Annotated in this window: 14 protein-coding genes and 6 tRNA genes; 9 read left to right on the forward strand and 11 right to left on the reverse strand. The window is 75.0% G+C overall.

Annotation, left to right across the window (positions count from 1 at the left end):
- Positions 1–11 precede the first annotated feature (11 nt).
- Complete coding sequence (locus LUZ64_RS09290; RefSeq protein ID WP_095584148.1) at positions 12–581, forward strand: CGNR zinc finger domain-containing protein; 570 nt, start codon at positions 12–14, stop codon at positions 579–581.
- A gap of 197 nt (positions 582–778) precedes the next feature.
- Here the strand turns inward: LUZ64_RS09290 and LUZ64_RS09295 are convergent, their stop codons facing one another.
- Positions 779–1,192, reverse strand: a complete 414-nt coding sequence (locus LUZ64_RS09295; RefSeq protein ID WP_095584150.1) for a hypothetical protein — start codon at positions 1,190–1,192, stop codon at positions 779–781.
- 164 nt (positions 1,193–1,356) lie between these two features.
- Here LUZ64_RS09295 and LUZ64_RS09300 point away from each other — a divergent pair, with 164 nt between their 5' ends.
- Positions 1,357–1,860 carry a DsbA family protein gene (locus LUZ64_RS09300; RefSeq protein ID WP_095584151.1) on the forward strand — a complete coding sequence of 168 codons (504 nt, stop codon included), beginning with the start codon at positions 1,357–1,359 and terminating at the stop codon, positions 1,858–1,860.
- A gap of 22 nt (positions 1,861–1,882) precedes the next feature.
- On the opposite strand, the gene LUZ64_RS09305 is transcribed toward LUZ64_RS09300, so the two are convergent.
- Genes LUZ64_RS09305 through LUZ64_RS09315 form a run of 3 tightly spaced genes read right to left on the reverse strand, consistent with a single transcriptional unit; the run spans position 1,883 to position 4,636 of the window.
- Positions 1,883–2,728, reverse strand: coding sequence for a GNAT family N-acetyltransferase (locus LUZ64_RS09305; RefSeq protein WP_095584152.1), 846 nt, complete (start codon positions 2,726–2,728; stop codon positions 1,883–1,885).
- A gap of 40 nt (positions 2,729–2,768) precedes the next feature.
- Positions 2,769–3,590, reverse strand: coding sequence for an aminotransferase class IV (locus LUZ64_RS09310; protein WP_095584153.1), 822 nt, complete (start codon positions 3,588–3,590; stop codon positions 2,769–2,771).
- The gene (locus LUZ64_RS09315; RefSeq protein ID WP_095584154.1) at positions 3,587–4,636 is read right to left on the reverse strand and encodes a chorismate-binding protein; all 1,050 of its coding nucleotides are present in this window, start codon (positions 4,634–4,636) and stop codon (positions 3,587–3,589) included. The genes LUZ64_RS09310 and LUZ64_RS09315 overlap by 4 nt, the downstream gene beginning before the upstream one ends.
- Positions 4,637–4,835: 199 nt before the next feature.
- Here LUZ64_RS09315 and LUZ64_RS09320 point away from each other — a divergent pair.
- The 6 genes from LUZ64_RS09320 (at position 4,836) to LUZ64_RS09345 (ending at position 5,383) form a co-directional block, all read left to right on the forward strand.
- Positions 4,836–4,908 (forward strand) — tRNA-Gly (locus LUZ64_RS09320).
- Between the two features lie 35 nt (positions 4,909–4,943).
- Positions 4,944–5,017, forward strand: a tRNA-Cys gene (locus tag LUZ64_RS09325).
- 1 nt (position 5,018) lies between these two features.
- Positions 5,019–5,093 (forward strand) — tRNA-Val (locus LUZ64_RS09330).
- A gap of 20 nt (positions 5,094–5,113) precedes the next feature.
- A tRNA-Val gene (locus tag LUZ64_RS09335) sits at positions 5,114–5,185 on the forward strand.
- A gap of 31 nt (positions 5,186–5,216) precedes the next feature.
- A tRNA-Val gene (locus LUZ64_RS09340) sits at positions 5,217–5,288 on the forward strand.
- A gap of 23 nt (positions 5,289–5,311) precedes the next feature.
- Positions 5,312–5,383, forward strand: a tRNA-Val gene (locus LUZ64_RS09345).
- 284 nt (positions 5,384–5,667) lie between these two features.
- Here LUZ64_RS09345 and LUZ64_RS09350 read toward each other — a convergent pair.
- Positions 5,668–5,871 carry a hypothetical protein gene (locus tag LUZ64_RS09350; protein WP_095584155.1) on the reverse strand — a complete coding sequence of 68 codons (204 nt, stop codon included), beginning with the start codon at positions 5,869–5,871 and terminating at the stop codon, positions 5,668–5,670.
- 698 nt (positions 5,872–6,569) lie between these two features.
- Here LUZ64_RS09350 and LUZ64_RS09355 point away from each other — a divergent pair.
- Positions 6,570–7,994 carry a serine/threonine-protein kinase gene (locus LUZ64_RS09355; RefSeq protein WP_232390222.1) on the forward strand — a complete coding sequence of 475 codons (1,425 nt, stop codon included), beginning with the start codon at positions 6,570–6,572 and terminating at the stop codon, positions 7,992–7,994.
- Positions 7,995–7,998: 4 nt separating this feature from the next.
- Here LUZ64_RS09355 and LUZ64_RS09360 read toward each other — a convergent pair whose 3' ends face one another.
- The 6 genes from LUZ64_RS09360 to LUZ64_RS09385 form a co-directional block, all read right to left on the reverse strand.
- A complete protein-coding gene (locus tag LUZ64_RS09360; protein WP_095581313.1) occupies positions 7,999–8,817 on the reverse strand; it encodes a TrmH family RNA methyltransferase in 819 nt (272 codons plus the stop codon).
- Between the two features lie 88 nt (positions 8,818–8,905).
- Positions 8,906–10,132 (reverse strand): uroporphyrinogen-III C-methyltransferase, encoded by a 1,227-nt coding sequence (gene cobA, locus LUZ64_RS09365; protein ID WP_095581312.1) that lies wholly within the window; start codon positions 10,130–10,132, stop codon positions 8,906–8,908.
- 814 nt (positions 10,133–10,946) lie between these two features.
- A complete protein-coding gene (gene cobT, locus LUZ64_RS09370; protein ID WP_232390223.1) occupies positions 10,947–15,197 on the reverse strand; it encodes a nicotinate-nucleotide--dimethylbenzimidazole phosphoribosyltransferase in 4,251 nt (1,416 codons plus the stop codon).
- A gap of 218 nt (positions 15,198–15,415) precedes the next feature.
- A complete protein-coding gene (cbiE, locus tag LUZ64_RS09375) occupies positions 15,416–16,681 on the reverse strand; it encodes a precorrin-6y C5,15-methyltransferase (decarboxylating) subunit CbiE (RefSeq protein WP_095581942.1) in 1,266 nt (421 codons plus the stop codon).
- A gap of 108 nt (positions 16,682–16,789) precedes the next feature.
- Positions 16,790–17,431, reverse strand: a complete 642-nt coding sequence (locus LUZ64_RS09380; protein WP_095581941.1) for a GNAT family N-acetyltransferase — start codon at positions 17,429–17,431, stop codon at positions 16,790–16,792.
- 212 nt (positions 17,432–17,643) lie between these two features.
- A complete protein-coding gene (locus LUZ64_RS09385) occupies positions 17,644–18,504 on the reverse strand; it encodes a MetQ/NlpA family ABC transporter substrate-binding protein (protein ID WP_170116775.1) in 861 nt (286 codons plus the stop codon).
- Positions 18,505–18,570: the final 66 nt, after the last annotated feature.

Consider the following 18,570-nt stretch of genomic DNA (forward strand, 5'->3'; position numbering starts at 1 on the left):
GCGAACGAACCGTGCTGATCAACCACGACACCCGGTGCGCGCTCGACGCCGTCGTCGATCTCGTGAACACCGCGGCTCCCGGACCGGACGGCGTGGTCCGGGAGGAGCTGGCGGACCTCGCCGCGCTGCGCGGTTTCGTCGAGCGCAACGACGTCAGCGGTGTCGGTGACCTCCGGGAGCGGGACCTCACGGCCGTACGGGCCGTACGGGGCCGGTTCACCGAGGTGTTCGCCGCGAAGGACACGGCGGCCGCGGCGGAACTGCTGAACGCGATGGTCGCGGCGGCGGGGACGACGCCCCGGCTGACGGACCACGACGGCTACGACTGGCACGTGCACTACTTCGCGCCGGGCGCCTCGGTGGCCGAGCACCTCGCGGCGGACGGCGGGATGGCGCTGGCTTTCCTCGTGGTGGCGGGTGAGCGGGAGCGGCTGCGGCGGTGCGAGGCGCCGGACTGCGGGCGGGCGTTCGTGGACCTCTCACGGAACCGCTCGCGGCGCTACTGCGACGGGCGTACGTGCGGGAACCGGCTGCACGTGGCGGCGTACCGGGCGCGGCGCAAGGGCGCGGCGGCGCCCTGAGGGGCGGGCCGGGCGGCACCGGTGGGGGCCGGTCGGGCGGTACTGGTCGGGGCCGGTCGGGCCCTACCGGTGATTCGCTGCGGCCGGTAATGTACTGCGCCCCGATAAATGTACGGAATTAGGCGCGGGAGAGGGCGCGGAGCGCGCCCCCGGGGCTGACGCCCCGGCAGTGCGCCGGGCGTGTGAGCGGGTTCGTTTTATATTCCGTGCTTTTTCAGAATTGCCTCGATGTCGGAGAAGTCCTCGCCCGCGCCGGATTTCCGTGCGGCGGGGCGGGCGGCGGTGGCCTGGCGGCCGGGGCCCAGTGACGGAGCGGAGGCGGCGGGGGCCACGGCGTCACTGCCCGTGGCCGCGACGGCGCGCCGCTCGGCGACCCTGCTCGCCGTGAACAGCAGGGCGGAGAGCGCCAGGACCCCGAAGCCCGCCCAGACGGTGGGCTTGAGGACCAGGCCGGCTATCCAGTCGAGGATCCCGGTCATGAGGAGCCCGAGGGGCACCAGGGCGTAGGCGGCGGTGCGCGTGGCGGCCCGGTAGCGGCGGCGACGGGCGGTCAGCACCGCGATGCCCAGGCCGGCCGCGGTCACCGCGGCGCAGATGATCGTGGTCAGCATCCGGCTTCTCCTGCTCCCGTACGGAAATGGGGCTCTTCTCCCATCCTGCACCGGCCGGTACCCCGGCAGCCAGGTCCGGGCGGTGGCCTCAGGGAGATCTCCGGGTCGTCCCGGAGGCGGTCCCCTCCGGGGCTGCCGGGCGCCGGGCCTGGGAGACTGGCCCCATGAGCGATTCCGACGCCGCCCGCGCCACCCTCGACGTCTGGTGCGAGCTCCAGTGCACCGACTGCCGCAGCGCCCTCGACGACCTCCGCGCGCTGCGCGCCCGCTACGGGGACCGGCTGGAGATCCGGCTGCGGCACTTCCCGCTGGAGAAGCACAAGCACTCCTACGCCGCCGCGCAGGCCGCCGAGGAGGCCGCGGAGCAGGGCAAGGGCTGGCCGTACGCGGAGGCCGTGCTGGGCCGGGCCGAGGAGCTGGCCGAGCGGGGCGAGGAGCTGCTCGTCGCGGTGGCCGCCGAGCTGGGGCTGGACTCCGAGGAGGTGGACACCGCGCTGGTCGACGGCAGGCACCTGCTGGTCGTCGACGCGGACCAGGCCGAGGGCAAGGCGATCGGGGTGCGGGGCACCCCGACCTACGAGATCGGCGGGGAGCTGCTCGACGGCAGCAAGGACCAGTCGGGGCTGCGGGAGCGGATCGAGGAGATCGCCGACCGTCTGCTGGGCTGACGGCCGCGCGCCGGGCCGCCGGTCAGATCAGCGGCTTGTAGAGGTGGAACTCGGTCGGCCGGTAGCCCAGTGACTCGTAGAGCCGCAGGGCCGGGGTGTTGCCGGCGAAGACGTTGAGGCCGAGCCGGGTCGTCCCCGCCGCCAGCGCCTGGCCCTCGGCCAGCAGCATCAGCGACCGTCCGTGGCCGTGGCCGCGGTGGGCCTGGGCGACCTCGATGTCGTAGACGTACGCGCCCGGGGCCTCGGGGCCGGCGCCCGAGGAGGCGCGCAGGGTGACCCAGAGGGTGCCGACGGGCTCTCCGGCGTGGGTGAGGACGCTCAGGACCGCTCCGGGCGTCTCCAGGCCGTCGGGGAGGGCGCTCCGGTGGTCGGCTTCGGCCTTGGCGTGGGCCTGCCCGGGCGGAACGCCCCGGCCGATCCAGTCCTGGGCGTACGCCTCTTTCGCGTGCCGCTGCCAGGCGGTGAACTCGCCGGCGGTCATCGGCCGCCCATCGGTGCCCTCGGGCAGCCGGGGGGCGGCCGTCAGCGTCTTGGCCATATTGCGGTTGCGCTCGACGTAGCCGAGGGCGCCGGCGAGGCCCAGGGCGACCTCCCGTCCCGCGTCGACGGAGATCTCGACGCGGCCGCATCCCCAGCCGCGCAGCACTTCCTCGGCGGCGAGCGCGGCGACGGTGCCCCGGCCGCGGTGCCGGTCGCGCGGGTCTATCCGGAGGTGGGTGATCCGGCCGACGCGGGAGCCGAAGCGGGCGTCCGTGGCGAGGTCGATCCGGCCGACGGGCCTGCTGTTGACGCAGACCTCGTAGGAGCGGGCCCGGCCTCCGTCGGGTGTGCGCTGTTCGGGTGCGGTGGGGCGCAGCGTGGTGGTCACCTTGGTGTTGTACCTGCCGCGCGGCCGCGCGTCACGCCCTTTACGGATCGAGGTCGGCCGTCGACTGCTCGTCGAAGATCCGCATGGCCTTGGCGGTCACCGGGCCGGGTGCGGTGGGCAGTTCGCGTCCGTCGAGGCGGTGGACGGCCTGGATGTCGCGCAGGGAGGAGGTCAGGAAGATCTCTTCGGCGCGGTCGAGGACGTCCATGGGGAGGGTGGTCTCCGCGGCGCCGGTCCACTCGATCGTGAGGGCGCGGGTGATGCCGGCGAGGCAGCCGGAGGCGAGCGGCGGGGTGTGCAGCTCGCCGTCGAGGACCACGAAGACGTTGGAGGCGGTGCCTTCGCAGAGGGCGCCGGTGGTGTTGGCGAGGAGTGCCTCGGTGGCGCCTCGCTCGCGGGCGCGGGCGAGGGCGATGACGTTCTCGCCGTAGGAGGTGGACTTGAGGCCGGCGAGGGCGCCGCGTTCGTTGCGGGTCCAGGGGACGGTGACGACGGCGGTGCTGTCGGGGGCGGGGTCCGCCGGGGCGAGGGCGACGCAGAGGGTGGGGCCGGCGGTGCCGCGCTCGGAGCCGAGCGGGGAGAGGCCGCCGGTGTAGGTGACGCGCAGCCGGCCGAGCGGCATGGGGTTGGCGTCGAGGACGGCGGCGCAGGCCCGGCGCACCTCGTCGAGGTCGGGCTCGGGCAGGCCGAGCCCCCGGGCGGAGGTGGCGAGCCGGGTGAGGTGGCGGGTGAGCGCGAAGGGCCTGCCGTGCCGCGCCTTGAGGGTCTCGAAGATGCCGTCGCCGACGGTCAGCCCGTGGTCGAAGACCGAGACGCGGGCGCTGTCGGGGTCGCGGAGCGAGCCGTTGAGCCAGATCTTCACCGTTTCGTCCCTTCGAGCGGCTGATGTGTGCCCGACGCTATCGCGAGCAGCCTGGCCGCCTTGAGTTCCGTCTCGGCCCACTCGCGCTCCGGGTCGGAGCCCCAGGTGATCCCGGCTCCGGTGCCGAATCTGAGGACGGGCGCGGGGCCGGCCTCGCGGTCGATCCAGAAGGTGCGGATACCGACCGCGAGTTCCCCGGTGCCGCGGTCGGCGTCGACCCAGCCGACGCCGCCGCAGTACGGGCCGCGGGGCGCGGTCTCCAGGGCGGCGATGATCTCCAGGGCGCTGGTCTTGGGTGCGCCGGTGACGGAGCCGGGCGGGAAGGTGGCGGCGAACAGCTCCGCCCAGCCGGCGCCGGGGGCGAGCTCGCCGCGCACGGTGGAGACGAGGTGGACGAGGCCGGGGTGGGGTTCGACGGCGCAGAGCGCGGGAACGGTCACGGAACCGGTGGCGCAGACACGCCCGAGGTCGTTGCGGACCAGGTCCACGATCATGACGTTCTCGGCGTGGTCCTTCTCCAGCAGGTCCGCCTCGGTGCGGCCGGTGCCCTTGATCGGTCCGGACTCGACGACGCGGCCGGTGCGGCGCAGGTAGAGCTCGGGTGAGGCGGTGGCCACCTCCACGCCGTGCGCGGGGAGACGGACGGTGCCCGCGTAGGGGGCGGGGTTGCCGCGGGCCAGCAGGGCGGTGAGGGCGTCGATGTCGGCGGGGGCGCCGGTGCCGGTGGGGGGCAGGGGCGCGCCGAGGACCCGGCAGAGGTTGGCCTGGTAGACCTCGCCGGCCGCGATGTGCTCGCGTATGCGCCGTACGCCCGCGGTGTAGGCGTCCCGGTCCAGGGAACTGGTCCAGTCCTCGCGGGCGGGGCCGCGCCAGCGGCCGGGCACGGCCGCGGGGGCCGGTGCGGGGCGGACGTCACCGAAGCGCGCGCACACCATCCGTCCCTCGAAGTCCGCGACCACCGCCCACCAGCCCGTGGAGTCCAGGGCTGCCGGATCACGGGTGACATCCCGCAGGTCGGTGGCGAGGAGGCCGCCGAAGCGGGCCATCGGCGGGAGCGTCGGGGAGGACGTCGGGGGGAACGTCGGAGGGGGCTTGCGCACGTCATCGAGTCTATGGCGGGGGCGGGTGATGCGGCCGGGACGGACAATCACGGCAGCACGCTGCGGAAACGGAATTTGAGCTGGCGCTGGAATCCGCTAGAGTTCAACACGTCGCCGGGACGCGGAAGCGAAACGGACAGACACTGCGGACGTAGCTCAGTTGGTAGAGCACCACCTTGCCAAGGTGGATGTCGCGAGTTCGAGTCTCGTCGTCCGCTCGCTGTGGGGGATCTTCCCGAACCCCCTCACTCCTGGTGGAGTGGCCGAGAGGCGAGGCAACGGCCTGCAAAGCCGTCTACACGGGTTCAAATCCCGTCTCCACCTCCAAGGACGATTAGCTCAGCGGGAGAGCGCTTCCCTGACACGGAAGAGGTCACTGGTTCAATCCCAGTATCGTCCACCAAGGTCCTCACGGACCTTCCCGCGCGATTAGCTCAGCGGGAGAGCGCTTCCCTGACACGGAAGAGGTCACTGGTTCAATCCCAGTATCGCGCACGCTGCACCTGCGGAAACGCGGTGCGATCCCGGACGATTAGCTCAGCGGGAGAGCGCTTCCCTGACACGGAAGAGGTCACTGGTTCAATCCCAGTATCGTCCACCGAGATCCTCACGGATCTCCCCGCGCGATTAGCTCAGCGGGAGAGCGCTTCCCTGACACGGAAGAGGTCACTGGTTCAATCCCAGTATCGCGCACATGATCGGCGGAGGGCCGGGGCTATGAGCTCCGGCCCTTCGTCTTTTGCGTTCCGTCTTCCGCCTTCCGCTTCCGCGTGCCGTCTTCCGCGTTCCGTCTGCCACGTGTCGTGCGGCCGTGCCCTCCGGCGTCCAGCTCTCCGGTCCGGGTGCGGACGCGCGTCGGGCCGGGTACCTCCCCAGGTACCCGGCCCGTCGTGCCGTCCGCCGTACCCCCGTCCCCACGGGGTTGATCACCGGGACTGTCCCCGGCCCGGGCCGCTCTCCCGGGCCCGGGGCGCCTCTCAGCGCCCCAGCATTCCGGCTACGGACGACGCTTGGATGACGACGGCGTCCCAGCCGCCGAAGAGCACGGCGAGGAACGCCGCGAGGGGCAGCACCATGGCGGCGGCGACGAGCGGGTGACGGGTGCCGGACGGGCCGGTGCCGAAGGCGTCCGCCGCCTGCCGGCCGCGCGCCCTCACCGTGCGCCCCGCGATGTCCGCCATCGTCCCTCTCCTCGCCTTTCCCGTCCGGTCGCGCCTCCGGGCGCCTGTCGCGCCCCGGGCGCCCGTGACCGCGCCGCGCTTGTGCCCGTGGTGCCCGCGGTGCCTGTGCCGCCCTGTCGTGCCGTGCAAGCGGCGGGCGTCTGACCTCGGGGGACGAGTACTCCACCCGCCGCTCTTCCACCACATTAGGGGCGGGGTACCGAGCCGGTCGTCATGCGTGCGTACCGCTCGCGGGCCTCCCCGAGGATGAGCGGATCCGGGGGCGGCTACTCCTCTGGTTGGAGACGGACGGCCGGGACCCCGGGGTCTTCCCGGAGGGGTCGGCCCGGAAGCCCTCACTCCGCACACTTCCGCCGTCCCGGGTGACTTCGCTCACTTCCGCCGCTCCCCCGCACATCAAGATCATCCCCATCTCCCCGGCCCCCTCCCCCGGCGCTTCACGGGCCTCACACGCCTCTTCCGCCTCCCGCATCCATGGCCGCCGGAGACGCTCCCCACACCCAATCCCCCTGCCTGGAGGGCACCTTGACCCCCTGGCCGGCATCCGCGGCCCGGCAACCGGCGCCGCGCACCCGGCCGTCACCGTTCCGCGCACGCGCCGGCAAACCGGTCGCCGACGCATGCGCGGCCTATCAGCGCGCCCGCCCGTCAATCCGTAAGCTGGGCCACGTCAGACGGACCGGGCAGCGGGGATGAACATGGCGATGATGCGGCTCCGGCGCGAGGACCCGCGAGTCGTCGGCTCGTTCCGGCTCCACCGCCGGCTCGGCGCGGGCGGCATGGGTGTGGTGTACCTCGGCTCCGACCGGCGCGGGCAGCGGGTGGCGCTCAAGGTGATCCGGCCGGACCTGGCCGAGGACCAGGAGTTCCGTTCGCGCTTCGCGCGTGAGGTCTCCGCGGCCCGGCGCATCCGCGGCGGCTGTACGGCGCGGCTGGTGGCCGCCGACCTCGACGCGGACCGCCCCTGGTTCGCGACCCAGTACGTACCGGGTCCCTCGCTGCACGACAAGGTGAACGAGGAGGGGCCGCTGTCGGCGGCTCAGACCGCGTCCATCGGGGCCGCGTTGGCCGAAGGCCTGCTCGCGGTGCACGACGCGGGGGTCGTGCACCGCGACCTCAAGCCGTCGAACATCCTGCTGTCCCCCAAGGGCCCCCGGATCATCGACTTCGGTATCGCCTGGGCCACCGGCGCGAGCACTCTGACCCACGTCGGCACGGCGGTCGGCTCCCCCGGCTTCCTCGCGCCCGAACAGGTGCGCGGTGCGGCCGTGACGCCCGCGACGGACGTCTTCGCGCTGGGCGCGACCCTCGCCTACGCCTCGACGGCCGACTCCCCGTTCGGTCAGGGCAGTTCGGAGGTCATGCTCTACCGCGTCGTGCACGAGGAACCTCAGCTCATGGCCGTACCGGACGCGTTGGCGCCGCTGGTGCACGCCTGCCTCGCCAAGGATCCGGAGGAGCGGCCGAGCACCCTCCAGCTGTCCCTGCGGCTGAAGGAGATCGCGGCGCGCGAGGCGCACGGGCTGCCGGACAGCCGGCCCCCCGTCGCCCGGCAGCCGGACCGCCCGTCGGGGCAGCGTGCCGCGCAGTACGCGGAGCAGCGCACCGAGCGGCGCACCCTCCAGGCCCCCGCCCCGCGTCCGCAGGCCCCGGCCCCCGGGCGCCACCCCGACCAGGCCCGGCCCCCGGCCCAGCGGCCCGCGACGGGCCGGCCGCCCGGCGCCCGGCGCCCGGGCGGGTCCGCGCGTGGCGGTGCGGCGCGTGGCGGTGCCGTCGGTGGCGCGGCCCGCGGCAAGGGACGTCCGGGCGCGCGTACGGGATCGGGCGCGCGGCGGCCGGGGCCGGACCGGCGGCTGCTGCGGCAGCGGCTGACGGTGTTCGTGGTGGTGACGCTGCTGGTGGCGCTGGGGATCGCGGTGGCGCAGGGGTGTCAGGGGCCCGCGCACAGCGCGGGTGAGATTTCCCGGGTGCCGGTGGTCTCCGTGGACGTGTCCGGCACGCGTCCGGTCGTCGGCGAGGACGCTGCGGAGCGTGCCGTTCCGGGCGGGGCCGTCCAGCCTTCTCGGTACGGTCCGGCCCGGTCGGCAGCCCTGTCCGCCGTGGCCCTGGGCCGAGGGCTCTGAGCCCTCAGACCGTCGGCCGTCCCGTCGCCACCGCGTAGAACGCCACGGCCGCCGCCGCGCCCACGTTCAGCGAGTCCACCCCGTGCGCCATCGGGATCCGGACCAGGTCGTCCGCCGCCCGCAGGGCCCGCGCCGACAGCCCGTCGCCCTCCGCGCCGAGCATGAGGGCCACCCGCTCCATCCGGTGCGGCGCGACGTCGTCCAGGGACAGGGCCTCCTCGGCCGGGGTGAGGGCGAGGATCCGGAAGCCCGCCTCCCGGACGGTCTCCAGGTCCCGGGGCCAGGTCTCCAGGCGCGCCCACGGCACCGAGAACACCGCGCCCATCGACACCTTCACCGACCGCCGGTAGAGCGGGTCCGCGCAGTCCGGCGAGAGCAGGACGGCGTCCATGCCCAGGGCGGCGGCGCTGCGGAAGATCGCCCCGATGTTGGTGTGGTCGTTGACCTTCTCCATCACGGCGACGCGCCGGGCGTCACGGAGCAGCTCGGCCGGTTCCGGGAGCGGCTTGCGCTGCATGGAGGCCAGGGCGCCGCGGTGCACGTGATAGCCCGTCACCCGCTCGGCGAGCTCCGGGCTCACCGCGTAGACCGGCGCGGGCACCTCGTCGATGACGTCCCGCATGGTGTCCACCCACTTGGCCGACAGCAGCATGGAGCGCATCTCGTACCCGGCCTGGCGGGCGCGCCGGATGACCTTCTCGCCCTCCGCGATGAAGAGCCCCTCAGCGGGCTCGCGGCGGCGGCGCAGCTCGACGTCGGTCAGGCCGGTGTAGTCGCGCAGGCGCGGGTCGTCGGGGTCTTCGATGGTGATGAGCTCGGCCATGCTGGTTCTCGTCGTCCTCGGTGTGGTGCGGTCGTGCGGTGGCGGGTGGCCGGGGTGGCTGGAGTGGTTCAGTGCGGTCCGGCGCGGGTCAGCGGCCTGCGGTCCCCACCTTGACCACGTCGCCGACCACGATGACGGCCGGCGGGCGTATGCCCTCGGCCGCGATCCGCTCCCCGAGGGTGGCGAGCGTCGCGTCGACGCGGCGCTGGGCGGCGGTGGTGCCTTCCTGGATCACGGCCACAGGGGTGTCGGCGGCGCGGCCGTGGCGGACGAGCTCGGCGGCGATGGCGCCGCTGTTCTCGACCGACATCAGCAGGACGAGCGTGCCGCGCATCCGGGCGACGGCCTCCCAGTCGACGAGCGACCGCGGGTCGTCGGGCGCGACATGGCCGCTGACGACGGTGAACTCGTGGGACACACCGCGGTGGGTGACGGGGATTCCGGCGGCGCCGGGCACGCTGATGGTGCTGGAGATGCCGGGGACGACGGTGCACGGGATGCCGTGCTCTGCGAGGGCCTGGACCTCCTCCATGCCGCGGCCGAAGACGTAGGGGTCGCCGCCCTTGAGCCGGACGACGGCCTTGCCGGCCTTGGCGTGCTCGATCAGGGCCTCGTTGATGGCCTCCTGGGCCATGTAGCGGCCGTACGGGATCTTCGCCGCGTCGATGACCTCGACGTGCGGCGGGAGCTCGTCGAGCAGGTCGCGGGGGCCGAGGCGGTCGGCGATCACGACGTCGGCCTCGGCGAGCAGGCGGCGGCCGCGCACGGTGATGAGGTCGGGGTCGCCGGGGCCGCCGCCCACGAGGGAGACGCCCTTGCCGCGGGCGCGGTGGTGCGGGGCGGTCAGGGAGCCGTCTCGCAGGCCTTCCACGACGGCGTCGCGGAGGGCGGCGGAGCGGCGGGGGTCGGAGCCGGTGAGGACGGCGACGGTGACGCCCTCGACGCGGCCGGTCGCGGGGGTCCAGGCGGAGGCCGCGGCGGCGTCGTCGCTGCGGACGGCCCAGACGCGGCGGGCTTCGGCCTCGGCGGAGGCGGCGCGGTTGGCGTCGGGGTCGTCGGTGGAGATCAGGGCGTACCAGGCGTCCGTGAGGTCGCCGTCGCGGTAGGGGCGGCGCTCCCAGCGGAGCTCGCCGGCCTCGGCCATCGCCTCGACGGAGGGGGTGGCGGACGGGGAGATCAGCAGCACGTCCGCGCCGGCCGCGAGCAGGGCGGGGAGACGGCGCTGGGCGACCTGGCCTGCGCCTAGCACGACGACGCGGCGGCCTGCGAGGCGCAGGCCGACGGGGTAGGCGGCGGATTCGTTGTGCTCGGCCATGGGGGTGCGGGTCTCCTCGTGGGCGAATGCGCTGGTGGGGACACCCTACGGTGCGCGGGCGGGTCGGGGGCGGGTCGGGACGGGCCCTTCCGGGGCTGCATGATTTACGGCGGGTGAGGTCACGCGCCCGGCGAGCCCCCAAGCCGCCGCAAATCATTCCCCCAGCTACCGCTGGGGGTGCCCCCAACGCCCCTCCCAGGGCCCGTCCCGCCCCGCCCCCTCCTGCCGGTGGGTCCCATGCGCTCTCCGGTGCTCGGGGGTCCGAAGCCGAGGTCGGACGGGCGGCCCCTCGCCATGTCGTGACGGCGTGACGGCGTGACGGTGGGCCCGCGGTCGGGTCGGGAGGGGCAGCCGGAGCGAGCTCGCCCGATCCGCGGCCACGCCGCCGCGGGAGTCACTGTGAGCCCGAGCGGCGTCACCGTGAGCCCGAGCAGCGTCACCGTGAGCCCGAGCAGCGTGGTCGGCGCCGCCACGGCCGTGGTGGGTGGCGGCGGGCGGCGGGCGGCGGGCGGCGGGCGGCGGGCGGCGCAGTGTGCTCCCGTACGGCCCGTCTCGCCCCGAGCCGTCGACGTCCTCGGTCATGGTGACCTCGTGTGCTCCCGTGCGACCGGCCCCGCCGCGTGCCGTCGGTGAGCACGCGGCCACGCGTCGGAGCACGTCCGACGTGAGTCGGTCAGCGCCGGCCGTCCGTCGGCGCCGCCAGGGTAGCGGGTGGCTCCCGCGCCGAGGAGGTGGCCGGCACCCGTACGCAACCCGTCCGTAGGCGGGTGGTGCACCGCCGTGGCGCGGCACCACCCCGCCTACGGACCGGGCGTCAGCCCTTCTCCGTGACTCCCGCCGAGTCGAACGTCGCCACCTCGTGCATCGCGCGCGCGGCGCTCTGCACGATCGGCAGGGCCAGCAGCGCGCCCGTGCCCTCGCCCAGCCTCAGGTCGAGGTCGACCAGCGGGCGGAGGCCCAGCTTGGTGAGGGCCGCGACGTGGCCCGGCTCGGCGCTGCGGTGCCCGGCGATGCAGGCCGCCAGCGCCTCGGGGGCGATGGCCCGCGCCACCAGGGCCGCCGCGCCCGCGCTCACGCCGTCGAGGATCACCGGCGTGCGCAGCGACGCGCCGCCGAGGATCAGGCCGACGAGGGCCGCGTGCTCCAGGCCGCCGATCGCGGCGAGGACGCCGATCGGGTCCTTCGGGTCCGGCTGGTGCAGCTCCAGGGCGCGCCGGACGACGTCGATCTTCCGGGCGTGCATCTCGTCGTTGATGCCGGTGCCACGGCCGGTGATCTCGGCCGGGTCGGTCCCGGTGTAGACGGCGACGAGCGCGGCGGACACGGTCGTGTTCGCGATGCCCATCTCGCCCGTGAGCAGGGCCTTGTTGCCCGCCGCGACCAGGTCGCGGGCGGTCTCGATGCCCACCTCGACGGCGCGCAGCGCCTCCTCGCGGGTCATCGCCGGGCCCGCGGTGATGTCGCTCGTACCGGGGCGGATCTTGCGCGGGAGCAGGCCGGGCGTGCTGGGCAGCTCGCCCGCGACGCCGACGTCCACGACGCAGACCTCGGCGCCGACCTGTGCGGCGAAGGCGTTGCACACGGCGCCGCCGCCCAGGAAGTTGGCGACCATCTGCGACGTGACCTCCTGCGGCCACGCGGTGACGCCCTGGGCGTGCACGCCGTGGTCACCCGCGAAGATCGCCACGGCGGCGGGCTCCGGGACGGGCGGCGGGCACTTGCGCGACAGACCGCACAGCTGCGCGGAGATGATCTCCAGCATGCCGAGCGCGCCGGACGGCTTGGTCATCCGCTTCTGGCGCTCCCACGCCTCGCCGAGCGCCTTGGCGTCCAGCGGGCGGATGCCCCGCAGGGTCTCGGAGAGCAGGTCGTGCGGCTCCTCGCCGGGCAGCGCGCGGCGGCCGTACTCCTCCTCGTGCACGACCCACGACAGCGGCCGGCGCTTGGACCAGCCGGCCTGCATCAGCTCGGGCTCGTCCGGGAACTCGTCGACGTAGCCGACGCAGAGGTAGGCCACGACCTCCAGGTGCTCGGGCAGGCCCAGCTCGCGGACCATCTCGCGCTCGTCGAAGAAGCTGACCCAGCCGACGCCGAGGCCCTCGGCGCGGGCGGCGAGCCAGAGATTCTCGACCGCCAGCGCGGAGGAGTACGGGGCCATCTGCGGCTGGGTGTGCCGGCCGAGCGTGTGGCGGCCGCCCCGGGTGGGGTCGGCGGTGACGACGATGTTGACGGGCGTGTCGAGGATCGCCTCGATCTTCATTTCCTTGAACTGCTTCGCCCGCCCCTTGGGCAGCGACTTCGCGTACGCGTCGCGCTGCCGGGCGGCCAGTTCGTGCATCGTCTGCCGGGTCTCGGCGGACCGGATGACGACGAAGTCCCAGGGCTGGGAGTGCCCGACGCTGGGCGCGGTGTGCGCGGCCTCCAGGACGCGCAGCAGCACCTCGTGCGGGATGGGGTCGCGGCGGAAGCCCTTGCGGATGTCCCGGCGCTCGCGCATCACACGGTGCACGGCGTCGCGCTCGGTGTCGCCGTACCCGACCGCCGCCGGGCCCGCCGGCTCCGGCTGCGGCTCCAGCTCCACGGACGTAGCGGGTTCCGTGGACTCGGCGGCCGCGGGTGCGCTGTCCTGGGCGGGCTCGACGGTCGCGGGCTCTTCCGTCTCGGGTGCCTCCACCGACACCGGCTGCTCGGGCAGCGGCGCGGCCTCGGTGACGGTTCCCTCCGACGAACCGGCCTCGGCCGGCCGCTCCTGTGACGGGACGTCGGCCGTCGCGGGCGCGGGCTCCACCGGGGCGTCCCCGGACGTGGGCCGCGGCGCGGATTCCGCCGGAGTGATCACGGGCGTACCGGCCACGGGGGGCTGCTCCTGTGACAGGTCGTCGGAGATCTGCTGGGCTGCGGTATCGGCAAGCGTCCCGGCCGGGGCTACGGGCTCCTCCACGGCCGTCGCTCCGGCGACCTCCGCCGCAGCGGCGTCCGCCGGGACCGTCCCGGGCGCCACGGCCTCGGGGAGCGGCTCCTGCGCCACGGCCTCGACCGCCGGGGCCTCCGCCGCCGGGGCTGCCGGAGCGGGCTGCTCCGGAGCGTCCACCGCCTGGGGCTCGGCTGTCTGGGGCTCAGCTGCCTGAGGATCAGCTGCCTGAGGCTCGGCCGGAGTCGCCACCGGCGCTTCGGCGACGGGCTGCTCCGGAGCCGGGGCCGCCTCAGCCACCTCAGCCACCGGAGCGGCCTCTACGACCGCAGGTTCGGTCACCGCTGCTACGGGCTCGACCGGGGTCTGCTCCCTCGGCGCCGCGTCCACCGGGACCTGGGTGGTGACGGCCGTGACGGCGGCCTGGACCGGCTCCGCGGGCCGCTCCGCAACCGGCGTCGGCGCCACGGCCTCGGGTGCCTCCACGGCTGTCTCCGCCTGCGTCACCGGCTGCTGCGCGGCTTCCGCCACCGGCGTCCCGGCCGGTGCGACGGCCGTCGGCGCCGCCTCGGCCTCGGGTGCCTGCTCGGGCGCCGCGTGCCGCGGTGCCGCGACGGGCTCGGCCGGGGCCGCCTGCTGCCCCGTCATGTCGGCCTGCTGCTCGGCGGGCTGCGCCTGCGGCGCCGCGACGGCGGCGGGAGGCACGGGCGCGCCGGTCACGACGACGGGGTCCGGTACCACCGGGACGTCCACGGCCGGTGCGGGCTGTTCCTCCCCGGCGGGAGACGTCCGCGGGGCGGCGTCGGCGATCGGCGCGGCCACGGCCTGGGGCACCTCGGCGGCCTCGGTGGGCTGTGCCGGGGCGTCGGCCACCGGGGCCGCGACGGTCTGCGGCCGCTCCACCGGGGGCTGCTCCACCGGGGCGGCTTCCGCCACGGGTGCGCCCTGCGGCGTACCGTCCGCCGGCGGCGCGGGCGCCGCCTGCGCGGCCTCGGCCGGCGCGCTCACCACGGCGGGCGCCTGCGGCTGCTCGGCGGCGGGGGCCTCGGAAACGGCCGGAGTCCCGGCGACGGCCGGGGTATCGGCTACGGCCGGGGTATCGGCTACGGCCGGGGTATCGGCGACAGGCTGCGGCTCCGCCACGGGCGGCGCGGCGACCGGAGCCGCCTCGGGGGCCGGCGCCGGAGCGGCGGCCTGGGGCTGCGCGGCCTCGGCGGGCGCCGGCGGCTCGGTGGCGGCGGGCACGGACGCGGGTACGGCCGGGGCCGGGGCCGCCTCGACGGGGGCCGCGACGGCCTCCGCCGTGGCGGCGGCCGGGGCCTGCTCCACCGGCGCGGTCCGCGGAACCTCCGCGGCGGGGACCTCCACCGCGGGGGCCGCCACGGCGACCTGCTCCGGGGCCACCGGCGCGGCGGTCCCCGGCACGGAGTCCTCGGCGACTATCGGCTGCGCCGTGTCCCGGTCGGCCGCCACGGCCTGCGGCGGTACGAACGCCACGGCGGGGTCGGCCGCGTATCCGGCCGTGTGGTCGGCGGGCCCGGCGACCGGCGTCCCGACGGCGGCCTGCGGCGCCATCGGGGCCTGCTGGGGCTGGGCGTCCCAGGTGCCCGGCTGCTGCTGCGGGACCTCGCCCAGGCGCGGCGGCGCGGACGCCTCCGCGGCCTCGGGGGCCCCGGGGACGGTGTCGAGGTACCCGGGGCCCGGGACCGGAGCCACGGGCGGCTGTACGGGCGCGCCGGGGGCCGGGTGCGGGGCCGCGGGGCCGCGGTCGGCCAGGGAGCGGACGACGCCGCCGGTGGGGTCCGGCACGGGCGGGCCCATGTGCAGCGGGCGGCGGGGCGCCACGGGCGGGGCCTGCGGGGGCGTCCGGACGTCGCCGTAGTCGACGGACGCCGTGTCACGGCCGCCCGTCTCGTGCGTACCGCCCTGGACGGGCGGCTGCTCCATCCAGGCGCCCTGGGCGCCCGGCATCAGCAGCAGGTCGTCCTCCTCGGCACCGTCCGCCTCACCGCCGTCCACGTGGTCGTGGAAGGTGTAGGCGGCCGGGGCACCCGGATCGGCAGGGGCTACGGCGTCCGTGGGGAACGGGTGGCCGGGCAGCGCGCCTGCGTTCTCCGGCTGTCCCTCGCCCGGGAACTGGCCGGTGTCGGTCATGCGTACCCCTCGCCCATCGGTAGTGCTCCTTCCAACCGCTCACGCCCATAGTCAAGAACGAGCGTCCATGCCTCGCGGCACGTTGCACGTCGCCCGCCCCTACCTTGCCGTGCTCCCGCCAAGAGGAGGGTGCGTTCGGGACATTGACGACTGTGGTGTCGGACACCGAGGGGCGGTACAACGATCCGCCAGCCTACCCCCCGCTCGGCGGAGCAAGGTCACAGGTGGGTGAGGCGCCCGCTCAGCAGGAAGGCCACGGACCGCTCGCGCTCGGTCCAGGCGGTGGTGTCCAGCTCCACCGCCTGGAGCAGCGCGCACTCGACGGCGTAGCCGCCTTCGGCGAGTGCCCGGCCGATGGCTTCCGCGTCGTCACGAGTGGCCGCGTGGGCGACGATCCGCTCGGGGCGGCGGGCCGCGCAGGCGGCCACCACGGGGGCTCCGCCGCCGCCGACGCGGACGACGTCGGGCTCGGGGAGGTCCTCCAGGACCAGGGGCGCGGTGCCGTGGACGACCTGGAGCTGGACGCCGAAGCGGCGGGCGACGGCGGTGCTGCGCGCGCAGGCGTCGGCGTCGCGGTCGACGGCGATGACGGCGGCGCCGAAGCGGGCCGCCTCCACGGCGGCGGCGCCACCTCCGGAGCCGATGTCCCAGACGAGGTCGCCGACGCGCGGGCCGAGGCGGGCGAGTTGCGCGGCCCTCAGTTCGGCGGACTCGCCCTCGCCGAGGCCGGCGCCGTAGGCGTCGGCGGGCAGGGCCCAGCCGCGGACGGCTGGCGGGTAGTTGGGGTCGCGGCCGGCGATCCAGCCGCCGCCGGTCCGGGTGCGGACGGCGCCCCGGCCCTGGGCGGCGGGCTGTCCGCCGCCCGCCGCGGCGCCGGTGCCCGCGCCGCCGATGACGATGACGACGTTGGGGTCGCGCCAGCTGTGGTCGGCGACCTTGTCGGAGGTGAGGACGGTGACCTGTTCCCGCTCGGTGCCGAGCTCCTCGCAGATGACGAAGGTGCGGTGGACGGGGCCGAGGAGGAGGGCCAGTTCGGCGGGGCCGGCGCCGGGCGCGGTGAGGACGGCGACCTTGGTGTGGGCGCGGCAGACGTTGACGGCGCGGCGCAGGTCGCGGCTGTGGGCGACGACGACCTGGGCGTCGTCCCAGGGCATGCCGGCGCGGGCGAAGGCGGCGGCGACGGCGGAGACGGCGGGCACCACCTCGACCTCGAGGCCGTGTTCGGGGGCGCGCAGGGTGCGTACGACGCCGAAGAAGCCGGGGTCGCCGTCGGCGAGGACCACGGCGCCGCCGCGGTGGCCGGCGATGCGGCGGGCGGCGAGGCCGAGGCTGCCGAGCCTGATCCGCTCGGCGGTGGGCGGGATCTCGGGCAGTGCCAGGTGGTGGGCCGCGCCGGCCACGAGGGTGGCGGCGGCGAGGGCGGAGCGGGCCGCGTCCGTCAGCGGCGAGCCGTCCCACCCGATCACCGTGACCCGGTCGGCCATCGTCGTCATTCTCCTGGGCTTGTCGCGGGTCGGTGCCCTCGGTGGGTACGGGCAGGCTGAGACTACCCCGGCCGGTGCGGACCGGGGGCGAGCGCGGGGTGCGGCGGGTCAGCGCCAGTCGGGGAAGGCGCCGGCGTAGTCGGTTCCGCCGGTGTGCTGTTCGAGCGCCTCGTCGAGGTCCTCGGGCAGCAGGCTCCAGACGATGAGGTCGGTGCGGATCTCGGTCCAGCCGCCGTCCTCGGTGCGGCTGCGCGCTATCCACGCGTTCCGCAGGACGCCCTCGCTGATGCAGCCGATCTTCTGGGCGACCTGCTGGGAGGCGGTGTTGTCGGCGGCGGTGCGCAGTTCGAGGCGTTCGAAGCGCTGGTCGCGGAAGAGCCACTCGGCGACGGCGAGGACGGATTCGCAGGCGTAGCCCTCGCCGCGGGCCCAGGGGGCGACGACGTAGCCGATCTCGGCGGAGAGGGTGCGCCAGTCGGTGTGGTGCAGGTGCACACAGCCGACGAGGCGGTGGGTGAGGAACTCGGTGACCGCAAAGACGATTCCGCGCCCCTGGGTGCGCTCGGCGGGGGCCTCGCGCAGGGCCCAGTCGCGGGCGTGTGCGGTGGTGTAGGGGTGCGGTGCGGAGGTCCAGGCGGTGACCAGCTCGTCGCCCATCATCTCCGCGAGGGCGGGGATGTCCTCGGCCTCGAACGGGCGCAGCACCAGCCGGTCCGTACTGATGGAGATGTCCGGGAAGGTGGATGTCATGTGCTGCTCCAACGCCGGGGCGGGTGGTGCTCGGAACGGTCTGGACGGGATCGGGAGGGCACCCGGGCCCGAGGGACCGGTGCTCCTGAGTGCACCAGCATGCAGCATGGGCGCGTGGGTGCGCCAAGCGCCCGGGCCCCGCGCCCGCATGTCGCGGGGGCGGGGCCCGGGCCCGTACGGGCGGACCGGCCCGGGGGCGGCCCGACGGGGTGTCAGCTCTTGACCGGGCCGAAGGCCGGGATGACGGAGCCGTCCTTGTACTTGTCCTCGATGAACTTCTTGACCTCGTCGGAGTTGAGGAGCTTGGCGAGCTTCTTCACGCGCTCGTCGTCCTCGTTGCCCTGCTTCACGGCGAGGAAGTTGGCGTAGGGGTTGCCGTCGGCCTTCTCCAGGGCGAGGGCGTCCTCGGAGGGCTTGAGCTTGGCGCCGATGGCGAAGTTGCCGTTGATGACCGCGGCGTCGACGTCGGCGAGGCGGGGGGCGATCTGCGGCGCCTCCAGCTCGGTGAGCTTGAGGCCCTTCTTGTCCTCGACGTCGGCGAGCTTGGCGGTGGTGCCGGCGCCGGCCTTGAGGGTGATGGCGCCGTTGTCGGCGAGCAGCTTGAGCGCGCGGCCCTGGTTGGAGGGGTCGTTGGGGACGGCGACGGTGTCGCCCGGCTTCAGGTCGGAGAGCTTGTCGAGCTTCTTGGAGTAGAGGCCGAGGGGCTCGATCGCGACGTTCACGACGGGCACGATGTGGGTGCCGTTCTTCTTGTTGAACTCGTCGAGGAAGGGCTTGTGCTGGAAGAAGTTGGCGCCGACCTCGCCCTTGTCCGTGAGCTGGTTCGGCAGGGTGTAGTCGTTGAGCTCCTTCACCTCCAGCTTGAGGCCCTCCTTCTCCGCCAGCTTGTCCTTGACGAAGTTGAGGATGGCGCCGTGCGGGGTGGGGCTGGCGGCGACGACCAGTGGGGAGCTCGCGTCGTTCTTCTTGTTGCCGGAGGAGGAGGTGTCGGAGGGGGCGCTGCAGGCCGTGGCGCCGAGGGTGAGGGTGGCGGCGGCCACGACGGCGGCGGAGATCTTGATGATGTTGCGCACGAAGAGTGCCTCTTTCTTGATCACACGAGTTCACGCGAGGTGGTGCGCCCGGCAAAGGGTCCGGGC

The sequence above is a fragment of the Streptomyces albireticuli genome (assembly GCF_021228125.1).
Taxonomy (GTDB): Bacteria; Actinomycetota; Actinomycetes; order Streptomycetales; family Streptomycetaceae; genus Streptomyces; species Streptomyces albireticuli.